Here is a 14,861-nt window from a genome sequence, read left to right on the forward strand (position 1 = left end):
TGCTGCTGGTGGAGGACCAGCAGATGATCCGCCGTGGGCTGGTCATGCTCCTCTCGACGGTCGAGGGTGTCGTGGTCTCGGCCCAGGCCGAGAACGGACAGGCTGCTCTGCACATTCTGCGCACGACGGAGGTGGACGTCGTCGTCACCGACGCGCGGATGCCGGTCATGGGCGGCGTGGAGCTCGCCGCCGAGTGTGCGCAGCTCCATCCGCGTCTGCCCGTCCTCCTTCTGACGACCTTCGACGACGACGCGCTCGTGCAGGCGGCCCTCTCGGCCGGCGCTTCCGGATTCCTCCTGAAGGACACCTCGGTGGAGGGTCTCGTCGTGGCCCTCGACGCGGTGATCGCCGGCGGGATGGTGATCGATCCGCGCGTCGCCCGGCCGGCCGTCCAGCCGGGTCGCACCGGCGAGAGCCCGCTGACGCTGCTCACGCGGAGCGAGCGGGTGGTCGCCGAGCTGGTGGCCGAAGGGCGGACCAACAGGGAGATCGCGGCCGCCCTCGTGCTCGCCGAGGGCACCGTGAAGAACCACGTCTCGGCGCTGCTGCGCAAGCTCGGCCTCCGCGACCGCACCGCCCTCGCGCTCGCGCTCTACAAAGGCTTCCGCCCCGACGGCGCCTGAAGGCGCTGGTCGGATTGCGGCCCAGGCGCGGCCGTCCTCGGGCGCCCGGCCCGCCGCCTATCCTTGAGGGCGATGTCGAACTCCCGCGCCGAGGCCGCCTACCTGCGCTCCCTCGGCGCCTTCCGGACGCCGACCCTCGATCTCCTCCACGGCCGCTACGCGCCGTTCGTCGTCGCCGCCCTGTCGCTCGTGTTCACCGTCGACCGGCAGGCCGTGGCGGTCGCCGACGCGCACGCCGAGGTGGGGGAGCTGCTCGAGGAGCTGCGCTCGGCCGGGTACGACGAGGGCGAGCGCGCGCTGCCGAGCGGCACGGCGCGCGAGGTGTGCCGCTACTGGGTCCGCGTCGGCTGGCTCGTGCCGCAGATCGAGGGCGAGGCCGAGGTCTACCGGCTGAGCGCCCACGCCGTGAGCGCCCTCGAGATCACCGGGCGCACCGGAGGTGGACGCACGCGCGTCTCGAACTCGCGGGTGCGCACCCTGCTGGAGGCGGTCGAGCGGCTGGCCGCGGACGTCGATCCCGACCCGGAGGCCCGCCTCTCGCGGCTCCGCGAGGAGCGGGCGCGCCTGGACGCCGAGATCGCCGCACTCGAGGAGGGCGCCGGTCTCGAGCCGGCCGACGACGAGCAGCTCCTGGAGGAGGCCGAGAACGTGGTGCACCTCGCCCGCGAGCTGCCGGCCGACTTCGCGCGGGTGGCGGAGTCGATCAAGGCGATGCAGCGCGACGTGGTCGCGGACCTGCGCCGCGACGTCCGTCCGACCGGCGAGGTGCTGCGGGAGTACCTCGAGCGCGGGCAGCACGTGATGCAGGCCACCAGCGAGGGCCGTGCGTTCGCCGGAGCCCTCCGCCTCCTGGGTGACCCCGAGCGGATCGATGCGCTCGCCGATCAGCTGCACACCGTGCTCGTGCAGCCGTTCTCCCGCCTGATGGACCCGGCCCAGCGCGGGGAGCTGGCCGCGATCGGCCGCCGGGTGGAGCTGGGCGTGCAGGAGGTCCTGACCGCGCAGCGTCGCGCGTCCCACGTCATCACGGGCCAGGTCCGCACCCACGATCCCGCTCGCGACCGCCAGGTGGACGAGCTGCTGCGCGACGTGATGGCGGGGCTCCAGGAGTGGACGGGCGGGATCTCGCCGGACGCGCCGGTCACGCCGCTGCGGCACCTGCCCGTCGCCGGGATCGGCCACCTGCGCCAGACCCTCGGCGACGTGCGCCCGGCCGGCGGGCCGGCGCCCCTGGCCGGAGACGACGGCGACGCCGAGTTCGTCGGCGACGACAGCCGGGCCTGGGGCGGTCCCCGCTACGCGGAGCTGGAGGCCTACGTGGCGGAGCTCGGCGACGAGTTCGATCTGGCGGACGCGTTCAGCGCGGCTCCGGAGGACACGCGACGGCCCGTCGACCTGCTCGGGCTGCTCGAGATCGCGCACCGGACGGGCCTCGTCGACCGCGACGGCTACTCCGTCGTGAGCACGCGCCGACCCGACGGGACCGTGCGCCGCTTCGCCTTCGGATCCGTGACCGCCCGCACCGAGGAGGAGACCGACGATGAGTGACACCCTGGCGACCGACGGGCCCGCCGCCGATCCGTTCATCGCGCCCGTGTCGATGGAGGAGGACCCCGACGAGCTCTTCCCCGGCGACCGCGGCGTCCTCGACACCGAGGTGCGCCGGGTGCTCGTGCACGTGCTGCAGCGCCGCTTCCTCCTCGCCGACCGCCACCGCGAGCAGTGGGCCGTGCTCCAGGAGCACCGGCAGCTGATCGAGTCGCGGCTGAACGACCTGTTCGTGCGGCTCGTCGTCGACCACGAGCGCGGGGTCGCCTACAAGCAGCAGGTGCGCTCCGACGAGGTGGAGATGCCGGTGCTGCTGCGCGACCTCCCCTACACCCGCGCCGAGACGCTGGTCCTGGTGCACCTGCGCACGGTCCATCAGCGGGAGTCGGCGGCCGGCGAGGCGTCGGCGCGGGTGGACGTCGAGGAGGTCGAGCAGACGGTGCTCAGCTACTTCGCCGACGCCGAGCGCGACACCGCCCGCCGGCAGCGCATGGTCCGCAAGGCGCTGGAGCGGCTCGGGCGCGATGGCATCGTCGACGAGGAGTCCGCAGGGCGGTACCGGATCAGCCCGATCGTGGAGATCGTGCTGAGCGCGCCGAAGCTGCGGGAGCTGAGCGACTGGCTGCGCGGGCGGGCGGGCGAAGACGCTTCCTCGGTGGTCGCAGAAGCGGCGCTCGCCGAAGAGCCCGGCTCGGACGATCCGGAGCAGGCGGACGACGACGCGCTCGAGGACGACGGCCTCGACGAGGACGCGGACCCGCCCACGAACGGCGTCCTGCCCGGAGCCGATGTCGCGGACGACGAGCCGCTGGACGACGAGCCGACCGATGACGACACCCCCGACCCGGAGGACGACCCCCGATGACGATGCTCGACACCCTCTTCGGCCTGATCCCCGCCGCCTCCCGCGGTCAGCAGTGGCTCGCCGAGGACCTGCAGCTGGTCAACTGGGGCGGCTACGACGGCGCGCACCGGGTCCGCTTCTCGCCGGGGGCCACACTGCTCTGCGGCGGCTCCGGCTCCGGCAAGTCCACGCTGATGGACGCCTACATCGCCCTGATGATGCCGCACACCACGCCGTTCAACGGTGCCTCGAACGGCGGAGTGACGGGCCGTCCGCGCGGCGAGGACCAGCGGAACATCCTCTCCTACGCGCGCGGCAAGCTCGACGAGTCGCGCACGGACGAGGGCACGACCATGCGCGTCCTGCGCGGCGACGGAGTCGACACCTGGACCGCCGTCGCGATGACCTGGGTCGACCACGACGGCTCGCGCTTCAGCGCGGTCCGCGCCTGGTACGTCCCGGCCGGCTCCCGGGTGCTCGAGGAGACCGTGCGGATCCGCGCGAGCGCCGAGGGCCCGGTCGACCTCGCCGCGCTCGACCGGGCGGCGGCGCACCGCTTCTCCGACACGTCGCTGCGCGCGGCGGGCCTGGATCCGCTCGGCACCGATCGCGAGTTCTCGGCGCGTCTGCACGCGGTGCTCGGCATCGGAGCGGCGGGAGCCGGATCGAAGGCGATGAGCCTGCTCGCCCGCATCCAGGCCGGTCAGCAGATCACGACCGTCGACGACCTCTACAAGCGGCTCGTGCTCGAGGAGCCCGAGACCCTGGCCTCCGCCGACGCGGTCGTCGCCCACTTCGACGAGCTCGAGAGCACCCGGCAGCGGATGCTCACCGCGCGCCAGCAGGTCGCGGCACTCGAGCCGTTGCGGGGCCTGCGCCTGCGCATCGCCGCGTCCGCGGAGCGCGTGCGCCTCATCGACGCGCTCGGGGAGTTCGACGCCCCGGTGTCGCCGGCGGCCCTGTGGCGCGCTGAGCAGCGCCTCGGTCTGCTGCGCGACGTCGAGGTCGAGCTGCGCGAGCGCACCCGCGCCGTCGACGCCGTGCTCCGCGAGAAGCGGGCGCTCGCCGAGGCGGCGGAGTCGGAGCGGGACGGGCTCGCCGAGGTGCTGCGGGCCTCCGGCGGTGACCGCCTCGAGACGACCCAGCGCGAGCTCCGCGAGGTGGAGCGGCGGCTGGGCGCGGCGCGCGAGAACCGCGCCCGGCTCGAGGAGGACCTGCGCGCTCTCGGCGAGCCGGAGACCACCCGCGAGCGGTTCGAGGCGGTGCTCGCCCGGGCGGCGAGCGCGGCCGACGCCAAGCGCAGCACCCGTGCGGCCTGGTCGGACGCGGTCGCCGAGCGGAAGGCCGCGGCGCGCGAGTTCGCCGAGCTCGAGGCGGAGCAGCGCTCGGCCTCGGACCGTCGGGACAGCATCCCCCGGCCTCTGCACGAGGCGCGCGAGCGGATCGCGGAGGCAGCCGGCCTCACCGCCGACGACCTGCCCTTCGTCGGCGAGCTGGTCGAGGTGCGCGCCGAGTTCGAGCCCTGGCGCGAAGCGTTCACGCTCGCCCTCGGCGGCTTCGCGACGACGCTGATGATCGACTCCGCCCACCTCGACCGCTTCCGCCGCGCCATCGACTCCCTCCGGCTCCCGGTCCGGCTCCGCTACGAGGGCGTGGAGACCGGGCTCGAGGAGGTGCGGGGCCTCGACCCGCAGACGCTGCCCGGGCGCCTCGACTACCGAGCCACCGCCTTCACCGGCTGGCTGCAGGACCGGCTCGAGGACCGCTTCGGCTACGTGTGCGTCGACAGCGCTGCGGAGCTCGGACGCCACCGGCTCGCCCTGACCCTCACCGGTCAGCTCTCGCAGGGGCAGCGCGGTGCGCACGGCGGCCACGGCGCCGCGAACGTCCTCGGTTTCTCCAACTCCCGTCGACTCCGCGAGCTGAACGCCCTGGTCGAGGCGGCCCGAGCCCGCAGCGCGGCGGCCGTCTCGGCGGCGTCGGCGGCGGAGGAGGCCCTCGATGCGCTCGACGACCGGATGACGCGCCACGCCCGCCTCGCGCTGGTGAGCTGGGAGACGGTCGACGTCGAGTCGCTGCTCGCCGAGCAGGAGCGCTGGGAGGCGGTCGGCGCCGAGGCGGCGGAGGCGAACCCCGAGCTCGCCGGCCTGCAGGAGCAGATCGACGGGCTGCGCGGCCGCCTCGAGCGCCTCCGCCAGGAGATCGCGCGCGCCGGTGTGGAACGCGAGCGGATCGAGGCGGAGTGGGCCGTCGTGGTCGACGACGTCGACGCGAGCCAGGCGGTTCTCGATGCGGCGGAGCGCGCAGGACGCGAGCTCGACGACGACCAGCGCGCCTTCCTGGACGCCCGGTTCACGCTGACCGAGGCCGCGGCGTCCGGCAGCGCCTCGGACGTCCTGGTCCGCTTCGACGCAGCGCTCGCCACGGCGGCGCAGCGACTGGCGGAGGACCGCCGCTCCGCGGCCGAGGCGCACGAGCAGCAGCGTGAGAGCGCCGGCCGGATCATGGCCGGCTTCCTCGACCGCTGGCCGAACCCCAACCTGCTCGCGGACCCCGAGGCGTCCGCGGGCGACTTCGAGCGGCTGCTCGACGCCCTCGAGACCAGCGGCCTGCACCGGCTCGAGACCGAGTGGCGCGACAGCCTGCTCACGCTCTCCGGCAACGACCTCACGAGCTTCGACTCCACGCTCGGCCGCTCGCTGAGGGAGATCCGCGAGCGGATCGAGCCGATCAACGTGATCATGCAGGATCTGCCGTTCTACGACGACGGCCACCGCCTGCAGATCACGACGCGCGAGAACCAGTCGGAGGTGCGCCGTCGCTTCCGCCGCGAGCTCCGCGAGGTGCGCGCGCAGATCCAGGCCGTGTCCGCGGAGGAGGAGCGCGAGCAGGTCTACCGGCGGATGTCCCGGCTTATCCAGCGGCTGCGGCGCACCGCGCCCGACTTCGGCGACCTCGTCGACGTCCGCAACCACGTCCGGGTCAGCGCCGAGCGCGTGGACGCCGTCACCCGAGCGCACGTGGCGCTGTACGACCACATCGGCGAGAAGTCCGGCGGGGAGTCGCAGGAGCTGATCGCCTTCATCGTCGGAGCGGCGCTGCGCTACCAGCTCGGCGACGCGGGAGCCGACCGTCCCCGGTACGCCCCGGTCTTCATGGACGAGGCGCTGATCAAGGCCGACGCCCACTTCACCAAGCGGGCGATCGGTGCGTGGCGCGGTCTCGGCTTCCAACTCGTGATCGGCGCCCCGAACGACAAGTACAGCGCGATCGAGCCGCACGTCGAGGTGGAGTACGACATCCTCAAGGACACGCGCGGACGCTCCTGGGCCAGGCCGAAGGTGGGCCTGGCCCCCTAGGGCTGCTCGCCGATCTTCGCGTGGCTGCGCGAGTAGGCGAAGTAGATCGCGAAGCCCACGGCCAGCCAGATCAGGAAGCGCAGCCAGGTCTCGATCGAGAGGTTGAGCATCAGGTAGGTGCAGATCAGGGCCGAGAGCAGCGGGAGCCACGGGTTCAGCGGGGCCCGGAAGCCGCGCTTCAGGTCGGGCCGCTTGCGGCGCAGCACCACGACGCCGACCGAGACCAGCACGAACGCCGAGAGCGTGCCGATGTTGACCATCTCCTCGAGCACGCCGATCGGAGTGAGCCCGGCGAGCAGCGCGACGACGATGGTCACGACCACGGAGGTGAACCACGGCGTGCGCAGGCGCGGGTGGACGGTGGCAAGGCGCCGGGGGAGGAGTCCGTCGCGCGCCATCGCGAAGATGATGCGCGTCGCTCCGATCAGCAGCGTCAGCACGACGGTGGTCAGACCGGCGACGGCGCCGGCCGAGATGACCGTCGCCATCCAGGTCTGCCCGTGGTAGGCGAACGCGTTGGCGAGCGCGGCCGACGGGTCGAGCTCGCGGTAGGGGACCATGCCGGTCACGACGAGGGCGACGGCGCAGTACAGGACCGTGCAGATGATCAGCGAGGCGATGATGCCGATGGGCAGGTCGCGCTGGGGGCGGCGGGTCTCCTCCGCGGTCGTCGCGACGACGTCGAACCCGATGTAGGCGAAGAACACCAGGGAGGCGCCGGCGATGATGCCGCCGACCCCGAACGTGGCCGGCTCGATGCCCGAGAGGAACTGGAGCAGCGGCTGGGTCAGACCGGACGCGGACGGCGAGGGCTCGGCGGCGGGGACGAACGGGGTGTAGTTGGCGGTGTTCACGAACTGCAGGCCCGCGATGATGACGAACAGGACGATGAACAGCTTGATCGCGACGAGCACCAGGTTGACGCGCAGCGATTCCTTGATCCCGAAGGTCATCAGCGCGCCGAGCACGAGGACGAGCAGGATCGCCGGCACGTCGACCACGCCGCCGTAGGTGAGCGCCGGCGGGAGGGTCACTCCCAGCTGCTGCAGCAGCGACCCGAGGTACGCGCTCCACCCCTGCGCGACCACGCTCGCTCCGAGGAACAGCTCGAGGATCAGATCCCAGCCGATGATCCAGGCGAAGAGCTCGCCGAGGGAGGCGTAGGAGAAGGTGTAGGCGGAGCCCGACACCGGGACCGTGGAGGCGAACTCGGCGTAGCACATGGCCGCGAGGGCGCAGGCGAAGGCGGCGACGACGAAGCTCAGGACGATCGCCGGTCCGGCGATGTCGTGGGCGGCGCGGCCGGTGAGGGTGAAGATGCCGGCGCCGATGACGACTCCGACGCCGAAGACCGTGAGATCGAGCGCGGTCAGCGACTTCTTGAGCTTGTACTCGGGCTCATCGGTGTCGGCGATCGACTGCTCGACGGACTTGGTGCGGAGGAGGCTCACGGTGGTTCTCTCTGTGGGCTGCGGGGTGGAGGCGCGAGGGCCACTGGGGAGGATAGCGGGGCGGGCGCCTCTGCCGCGCCGGGCGTCGCGCGAGTACGCTTCCCGGCCATGAGCAGGATCTTCTCCGTGGCGTTCGCCGACGTGCACCCCCTCTACGTGGCGAAGGCGGAGCGCAAGGGCCGGACGAGGGAGGAGGTCGACGAGGCGGTCCGCTGGCTCACCGGCTTCTCGGACGAGGAGCTGGCCCGGCACCTCGAGAGCAGGACGACCTTCGAGGAGTTCTTCGCGGCGGCGCGCCTGCCTCCGCAGGCCTCGGCGATCACGGGGGTGATCTGCGGCGTGCGGGTCGAGACGATCGAGGATCCGCTGATGCAGCGCATCCGGTACCTCGACAAGCTGATCGACGAGATCGCGAAGGGACGGCCGATGGCGAAGGTGCTGCGGGCTCCCGCGGCCGGCTGAGCCGCCGGCCCCGGACGCTCCTCCACAGGCGCCGATCCGCTCCGGTTCTCCCCGGTCCGGGCCGGCGGGATCTCGCGCCGCCGGCGACGCGAGCAGGGTGTCGGACATGACATCCACACAGCGAACCCCTGCTCCTCCGTCCCGCCGCCGCGATCCCGAAGTCCTGCGGGCGAGCGCGATCCAGGACCTCCTGGCGGCCGTCCCCTCCATCATCGGCATCCGTCCGGAGGAGTCCGTCGTGGTGGTGCCGTTCCTCGGCACGCGCGCCGGAGGCGGCTTCCGGATCCCGCTCCCGGAGACGTTGCGCGGGATGGAGGCGGAGGCGCTGGCGGGCGGCTGCGCAGCCATGATGGAGACGATGCCGCGGGCCACCGGTGTGCTGGTGGTGGTCTGCACCCGTGCGGGCTACGCCGAGGAGCGGGGGATCCCGCATCTCGACCTCGGCCGCGCGGTGCTCCGGCGCCTGGAGCGCACGCGCCTGGACATCATCGCCGTGGCCTGCATCGCCGCCGACGGATGGGGGCGCTACACGGACGCCGAGGAGTGCCGCAGGCCACGTCCGCTCCTCGAGATCGAGCGGAGCGAGACCGGCGTCCTCGCCCGAGCGGTGGCCGACGAGCCTCTGGACATCGACGCGCTCTCCGTGCTGCCGCCGGTCGTCGAGGAGGATCGCGCGCTCGTCGCGGAGGTGCTCCGCCGGCCGCCCCTGGTCGGCGACACGGAACGGCTCGTCGAGCGCTGGCTCAGCGGACCGCGGGACGTCCGCCGCGAAGGACTGATCGTGCGGACCCTGCAGTCGCCGCCCCTCCGAGACCGGGTGACCGTGCAGATCGCGCGGAGCCCGCAGGCGGGAATGGGAGTGCCGCCCGGCGCGGTGGGCGACGCCCGCGCCGGAACGGACGACAACCACGACCTCGAGCTGTCGGCCCTGCTGCTCGGCAGCGGGCGTGCTCCGGAGCGCGGCCGTCTGGCGCGGGCGACCGGGCTCCTCGCCCGTGCCGCCGCGCTGGCGCCGGAGGAGGCGCGCTCCTCCGTGCTCACCGTTCTCGCGTGGTGCTGGTGGGCGAGGGGTGTCTCGAGCCTCGCCGGGCTCCACCTCGACGAGGCGCTGCGGCTCGACCCCGACGACTCGATGGCCCGGCTCTACGCCTCGCTGTTCGCGGCCCGCCCCCTGCCGGACTGGGTGCTCGCGGCCGCTGCTGAGGCGCTCGACGCCGCGAGCGCCTGAGGTCGGGCGCCGGCCGGTGCGCTCGTCCCGGAGACGGATGCTCTTGCGCGGGGGAGGGGACGGCCCTAATGTGCAACCACATGGTTGTACGAACGGACGCCGACATCGACCTGCTCTTCCGGGCGCTGGCCGACAGCACCCGCCGCGACATCGTCGCCCGGGTGCTGGTCGGCGAGCAGTCCGTCTCCGCACTCGCGGCGCGCTACGAGATGTCGTTCGCGGCGGTGCAGAAGCACGTGGCCGTCCTCGAGCGGGCGGCACTCGTCCGCAAGCGGAGGAGCGGGCGGGAGCAGCTGGTGCAGGGCGAGGTCGCCGCAGTGCGGCGGGCGTCGCGCCTGCTCGACGCCTACGAGCAGCTGTGGGCGGGGAGGGTCGACCGCATGTCGGACCTCCTCGACGAGGAGTGACACCCGCGAGCCGACCGGTGCGCGGGACCTGCTGGAGGGAGAGGCGCGATGAGCGTGCTGCAGTCCGTGAAGGACATCGAGGAACTGACCCTGACCGTGACCGCCGAGTTCGACGCGGGGATCGAGCGCGTCTGGCTCCTCTGGACGGACCCGCGCCGGCTCGAGCGCTGGTGGGGACCGCCGACCTGGCCGGCGACGTTCGAGCGGCACGAGCCGGTCGAGGGCGGGCGGAGCGCCTACGTCATGACCGGACCGGACGGCGAGCAGGCGCGCGGCTGGTGGCGCGTGACCCGGGTGGAGGAGCCGACGCGGTTCGAGTTCGAGGACGGCTTCGCCGACGAGCGGGGCGACCCGGTCGACGCGCTGGGCGTCACCCGGGCCACGGTCACCCTCGACGAGATCGAGCCGGGGCGCACGCGGATGGTCCTCAGCAGTCGTTTCGAGTCGGTCGAGCAGCTCGAGCAGATGGTCCAGATGGGCATGGAGGAGGGACTCCGCCAGGCGATGGGGCAGATCGACGCGATTCTGCTCGAGGACTGAGTCGGCGCCGTCGACCCGGAGGCCTCGGCGCTCGCCGCGCCGAGCCTCCGTGCGGAGGAGCCGCCCGCGCTACTGCTCGGAGTCGGTGAGGGCGGCGGCGTAGGCGCGGACGGAGCGCTGGTACCGGGGGAGCCCCGGAGCCAGCGCCTCCAGCGCGATCCGCAGGGCCTCGTCGACGCGCCCGGCGCTGTGCAGGGCCAGCGCGAGGAACACCTCCCGCGCGGAGCCCACCGCGGGGTGCGCAGCGGCGCCGGCGAGGAGGTCGATCGCCTCGTCGGTGCGGCCGAGGTTGCGGAGTGTCGAGGCGTACTGGATCGTCGTCCGCGCCCGCCGCTCGTCATCCAGGCCGGCGGCGAGGGCGCGCTCGTACTCGACCGCCGCCTCCGCCTCGTGTCCCGCGCTGTCGAGGGCGCCACCCAGCTCGAAAGCGGCGACTCCGTCGTGTCCCGGGTAGCGGGCTGCGAGGACGCGCATCCGCTCGACGACGCCGTCCGGGTCGTCCTGAGCGTCGAGGCGCTCGACCGCCGCGAGCCAGAGGGCGAGCGCGTCGGTCTCGGGGCGGTCGGAGTCGGAGGCGCGTGTCTCGGTCACGCCTCCGACGCTACCGCGCCCGCACAGTGCGGCGGAGCGGGGCTACGAGGCGGTCGAGTCGGCGCCGTCGTCGTCCGACCCGCCGTCGTCGGAGCCGGAGGTGCCCGCTCCGACCGGCGCGGCGCGTCGCCCGGCCTCGATCAGGGCGGTCGACGCAGCCGCTCCGCCGATCAGGGCGAACAGCGCCCAGCCGGCTCCCCACTTGCGCTTGCCGAACAGGGCGTCGAACGAGAGCGCGCCGGGGCCGTCCGCGACGATCGCGGCCGTCGCCGCGACGAGGACGGCGTTGTACTCCCACCCGCCACCCGCGTTCCACAGGCCGTTGCTCCAGTGCACCTTGCGCACGGCGGTGACCATCGTGGCGACGAGTCCGGCGGCGGCGAGCGGAGTCGCGGCGCCGAGGGCGAGAGCGGCGCCTCCGGCCGTCTCGGTCACCGCTGCGGCGACGGCGTTGCGCCGGGCCGGGTGCATCTCCAGGCTCGACATCATCTGCTCGGTGCCGTCGAGGCCGGGGCCGTCGAACGAGCCCCGCAGCTTCTGCAGACCGTGTCCGACGAAGAGCCCGCCGACGGCGAGACGGAGAACGAGTGAGCCGACCTTCATGGTGACCTCCGGGGTGGGGTGGGGACGTGTAGTGCGAGGGTCCCGGCTGCGCCGCGCCCGGTCAAGGGGTCGCGCCCGGTGAGCGGGCCGCGCGGGAGGCGTGCGCGCTCGGCAAGGGCTCAGAGCAGCGTGTAGGCGGACGCGTCCATCATCACGGTGCCGTCGGTGCACACCTGGAGCTCGGCGGGGGCGCGGACCGCGCCGTCCGGGGCGTCGAGGACCTCGGCGACGAGGAACGCGGAGGTCCCGACCGCGCAGCCGTAGGCGCCGGGGGAGTGCCAGGCGACCCGGACGTCCGCCCGGGCGCCGGGGACGAGGATCACGGGAGCATCGGGGTTCGGGCCGGACGCGCCGGCGACCGCGCTGATCCGGTTCCCGTCGGCGTCGGTCGCGTAGACGCCGGGGATGCCCGCGAGAGCGCAGTCCGAGGAGGAGGTGCTGGTGAGCACGAGGTCGAAGGCGCTGTTCCCGGCACCCGACGCGTCGGGGTCGGGGCGGTACTCCATCGTCAGGTCGGAGCCCGTGCAGCGCGCCGCCGCCGGATCCGCGGCGGGAGAACCGGTCGACGAGGGCTCGGGGGTCGCCGTGACCGTCACGGTCACGGTGGGAGTCGGCGTCGGAGCGGGAGTCGGCGAAGAGGTCGCGGTCGCGGTCGGCGTCGGGAGCGGCGTCCGCGCGGACGGGGCTCCGCCGCTGCCCGCGCAGCCGGTGAGGACGAGGACGAGTGCTGCTGCTGCCGGCGCGGAGGCGCCGGTCCGGTGCGAGAACGTGCTCATGTCCGCAGTCTGCCACCGCCCGGACCGATCGGCCCCGCGGATCCGCGAGCATTCTCGGAGGTCCCGGTCAGGGAGGCGGAGGACGGATGCGGCGGGCGTCCGGAGGTGCCCCCTCCTCGCGCCCGCCGCACCGGGGTCGGCGCTAGACGCGGACGACCATCTTCCCGGTGTTGCCGCCGCGCATCATCGAGAGGAACGCGTCCACGGCGTGGTCGATGCCGTCGACGACGGTCTCGTCGTAGGCGATCTCTCCGTCGGCGAACCAGCCGGCCATCAGCCGGTTGAACTCCGGCGCGTGGTCGAGGTAGCCGGACAGCGTGAAGCCGCGCAGCGTGAGACCGCGGGTGATGATGTTCGCCATGTTGTCGGGGCCGGGCGTCTTCTCGGTGCTGTTGTAGCCGGCGATCGCTCCGCAGAGCGCCGCGCGGCCGCCGTCGCGGAAGGCGTCGAGGGCCGCCTCGAGGTGGTCGCCGCCGACGTTGTCGAAGTACACGTCGATCCCGTCGGGCGCGGCCTCGGCCAGCTGCTCGCGGACCGGGCCGGAGTGGTAGTCGAAGGCGGCGTCGTAGCCGTACTTCTCGGTCAGCAGGGCGACCTTCTCGGCCGAGCCCGCGGATCCGACGACCCGCTCGGCTCCGAGGAGGCGCGCGATCTGGCCGGCGGCCGAGCCGACGGCTCCCGCGGCGCCCGAGACGAAGACGGTGTCGCCCTCCTTCATGCCCGCGATGGCGGTGAGCCCGACGTACGCGGTGAGTCCGGTCATCCCGAGGATGCCGAGGCGGAGCGAGAGCGGCACTCCGGGGATCTCGGGGACGACGCGGAACTGCGACGACTCGGCCTGCACGACGTCGCGCCAGCCGAGCTGGTGCAGGACCGCGCTGCCGACGGGGAACGCGGGGTCGTCGGAGACGGTCACCCGGCCGACGGCACCGCCGGTCATGGTCTCGCCGAGGGCGAAGGGCGGGGTGTAGCTCTTCACGTCGTTCATGCGGCCGCGCATGTAGGGGTCGACCGAGAGGAAGGCGTTCTCGACGCGGATCTCGCCCGCGGCCGGGTCGCCGTACTCGACGGTCGCGGTCCGGAAGTCCTCGGCGACGGGCCAGCCGTCGGGGCGGCGGACGAGCTGGATCTGGGTGCTGGTGACGGTGCTCATAGGACCTTTCGTGGTGGTGGATCGGAGGGGATCAGAGTGAGAGGCCGACGGCGAGCGCGATCACCGCGAGCAGACCCGGGGTCATCTGGGTCAGCGCGGCGCGGCGCTTGGTCGGAGCGGAGAGGAGCAGGACGAGTGCTGCGGCGACCATCGATCCGGCGCCGGCGAACACGAGGGCCGCGCCGACGGCGGTGGCGCCGATCGCGACGGCGACGATGCCCGCCGCGGTGACGACGGCGAGGAAGAGGTTGTAGAAGCCCTGGTTGTAGGCCATCTCCTTCGTCGCCTCCGCCTCGCCGGCGGTCGTGCCGAACGTCGATCGGGCGCGCGAGGTCGTCCAGAGGACCGACTCGAGCACGAAGATGTAGACGTGCAGCGCCGCGGCGAGAGCGGCGAGCACCAGTCCGAGAACGATCACGGCGGGCCTCCAGGCGATGGTCGTGGTGCGGAGGGCTCCGCACCGATTGTGTAACGACCAGTCCACAATATACTGGAGCGAGCGGTCCGCGCCAGTGCGGCGCCGCAGCTGTCACCCCTCAGGAGGAGCACCGTGGGTCGCACGCAGGGCTTCGACACCGAGCAGGTCGTCCGCGCCGCCCGCGCCGTCTTCTGGGAGAGCGGCTTCGAGGAGGCGTCGCTCCCGGACCTGGAGTCCGCGACCGGACTGCGCCGCTCCAGCCTCTACCACGCCTTCGGCAGCAAGCGCGGGCTCTTCGACGCTGCCGTGCAGAGCTACCTCGACGAGGTGGTGCGGCCCCGGCTCGCCCCGCTCGTCGATCCGGGAGGGGCGTCGCCGACGGCGCTCGAGGTGTACTTCACCGGGCTGCGGGCGGCGCTCGCCGACTCCCGCACGCTCTCCGCGAGGAGCGGCTGTCTGCTGCTCAACGCCGCGGGCGCGCCGATCGCGCGCGACGACGCCGTGCGCGAGGTGATCGCCGACTACCGGGCCGAGCTGCTGGGCGCACTGCGCGCCGGAGCGCTGGCCCGCTGGCCCGACGCGCAGGCGTGGGCGTCGGCTCAGGCGGACGTCCTCGTGTCGCTCCTGGTGGCCGCGCTCGTGCTGGCCCGCGTCGATCCGGCGCAGTCGCTCGCCACCGTGGACGCCGCGCTCGCGCTCGTCCGGTCCTCCGCGCCCTGACGGCCGGCGCGACGAACGCCGGAGCACTGCTCTCGCGCCGGGCCCGCCCTCGCACCCGGCGCGCCGGGTCGGTCCGCACAGCACGACGCCCCCGTGCGCCTCGCGTCCCGGTGGGACGGATGCGCGCGGGGGCGTCAG

Annotated in this window: 15 protein-coding genes; 9 read left to right on the forward strand and 6 right to left on the reverse strand. The window is 73.5% G+C overall.

All coding sequences use genetic code 11. The features are described from left to right. The first annotated feature begins 8 nt into the window (after positions 1–8). The 4 genes from C5B92_RS08890 to C5B92_RS08905 all read left to right on the forward strand — a co-directional run bounded on the left by C5B92_RS08890 (position 9) and on the right by C5B92_RS08905 (position 6,374). On the forward strand, positions 9–623 hold the full coding sequence (locus C5B92_RS08890) for a response regulator transcription factor (RefSeq protein ID WP_258061322.1): 615 nt from the start codon (positions 9–11) through the stop codon (positions 621–623). A gap of 72 nt (positions 624–695) precedes the next feature. Further along, positions 696–2,171: a DUF3375 domain-containing protein gene (locus C5B92_RS08895; protein WP_104340100.1), complete on the forward strand. Its 1,476-nt coding sequence runs from the start codon at positions 696–698 to the stop codon at positions 2,169–2,171. Continuing rightward, complete coding sequence (locus C5B92_RS08900) at positions 2,164–3,036, forward strand: DUF4194 domain-containing protein (protein ID WP_104350301.1); 873 nt, start codon at positions 2,164–2,166, stop codon at positions 3,034–3,036. The genes C5B92_RS08895 and C5B92_RS08900 overlap by 8 nt, the downstream gene beginning before the upstream one ends. Continuing rightward, positions 3,033–6,374: an ATP-binding protein gene (locus tag C5B92_RS08905; RefSeq protein ID WP_104350302.1), complete on the forward strand. Its 3,342-nt coding sequence runs from the start codon at positions 3,033–3,035 to the stop codon at positions 6,372–6,374. The genes C5B92_RS08900 and C5B92_RS08905 overlap by 4 nt, the downstream gene beginning before the upstream one ends. On the opposite strand, the gene C5B92_RS08910 is transcribed toward C5B92_RS08905, so the two are convergent. After that, positions 6,371–7,825 carry an amino acid permease gene (locus C5B92_RS08910; RefSeq protein WP_104350303.1) on the reverse strand — a complete coding sequence of 485 codons (1,455 nt, stop codon included), beginning with the start codon at positions 7,823–7,825 and terminating at the stop codon, positions 6,371–6,373. The two genes, C5B92_RS08905 and C5B92_RS08910, sit on opposite strands and share 4 nt — an antisense overlap. 108 nt (positions 7,826–7,933) lie before the next feature. Between C5B92_RS08910 and C5B92_RS08915 the strand changes: the two genes are divergently transcribed. From C5B92_RS08915 to C5B92_RS08930, 4 genes are all read left to right on the forward strand, one after another. Beyond that, positions 7,934–8,287, forward strand: coding sequence for a DUF2200 domain-containing protein (locus C5B92_RS08915; RefSeq protein WP_104225408.1), 354 nt, complete (start codon positions 7,934–7,936; stop codon positions 8,285–8,287). 106 nt (positions 8,288–8,393) lie between these two features. Beyond that, complete coding sequence (locus C5B92_RS08920; RefSeq protein ID WP_104350304.1) at positions 8,394–9,515, forward strand: DUF4192 family protein; 1,122 nt, start codon at positions 8,394–8,396, stop codon at positions 9,513–9,515. Between the two features lie 80 nt (positions 9,516–9,595). Then, positions 9,596–9,922, forward strand: coding sequence for a helix-turn-helix domain-containing protein (locus tag C5B92_RS08925; protein WP_104255494.1), 327 nt, complete (start codon positions 9,596–9,598; stop codon positions 9,920–9,922). Positions 9,923–9,970: 48 nt separating this feature from the next. Continuing rightward, positions 9,971–10,462: an SRPBCC domain-containing protein gene (locus C5B92_RS08930; RefSeq protein WP_104350305.1), complete on the forward strand. Its 492-nt coding sequence runs from the start codon at positions 9,971–9,973 to the stop codon at positions 10,460–10,462. Positions 10,463–10,531: 69 nt separating this feature from the next. On the opposite strand, the gene C5B92_RS08935 is transcribed toward C5B92_RS08930, so the two are convergent. The 5 genes from C5B92_RS08935 to C5B92_RS08955 all read right to left on the reverse strand — a co-directional run bounded on the left by C5B92_RS08935 (position 10,532) and on the right by C5B92_RS08955 (position 14,003). Beyond that, positions 10,532–11,053 (reverse strand): tetratricopeptide repeat protein, encoded by a 522-nt coding sequence (locus C5B92_RS08935; protein WP_258061319.1) that lies wholly within the window; start codon positions 11,051–11,053, stop codon positions 10,532–10,534. Between the two features lie 42 nt (positions 11,054–11,095). Next, a complete protein-coding gene (locus C5B92_RS08940) occupies positions 11,096–11,656 on the reverse strand; it encodes a DoxX family protein (protein ID WP_104238585.1) in 561 nt (186 codons plus the stop codon). 119 nt (positions 11,657–11,775) lie between these two features. Further along, the gene (locus tag C5B92_RS08945) at positions 11,776–12,432 is read right to left on the reverse strand and encodes a DUF4232 domain-containing protein (RefSeq protein ID WP_104350306.1); all 657 of its coding nucleotides are present in this window, start codon (positions 12,430–12,432) and stop codon (positions 11,776–11,778) included. A gap of 142 nt (positions 12,433–12,574) precedes the next feature. Continuing rightward, positions 12,575–13,585, reverse strand: a complete 1,011-nt coding sequence (locus C5B92_RS08950) for an NADP-dependent oxidoreductase (protein WP_104222542.1) — start codon at positions 13,583–13,585, stop codon at positions 12,575–12,577. A gap of 31 nt (positions 13,586–13,616) precedes the next feature. Next, the gene (locus tag C5B92_RS08955; protein ID WP_104269170.1) at positions 13,617–14,003 is read right to left on the reverse strand and encodes a DUF1304 domain-containing protein; all 387 of its coding nucleotides are present in this window, start codon (positions 14,001–14,003) and stop codon (positions 13,617–13,619) included. Between the two features lie 132 nt (positions 14,004–14,135). On the opposite strand from C5B92_RS08955, the gene C5B92_RS08960 reads away from it, so the two are divergent. After that, positions 14,136–14,723, forward strand: a complete 588-nt coding sequence (locus C5B92_RS08960; RefSeq protein WP_104225404.1) for a TetR/AcrR family transcriptional regulator — start codon at positions 14,136–14,138, stop codon at positions 14,721–14,723. Positions 14,724–14,861 lie beyond the last annotated feature (138 nt).

Origin of the sequence: Rathayibacter sp. AY1A4 (genome assembly GCF_002930955.1) — a bacterium.
In the GTDB taxonomy this organism is placed as follows: Bacteria; Actinomycetota; Actinomycetes; order Actinomycetales; family Microbacteriaceae; genus Rathayibacter.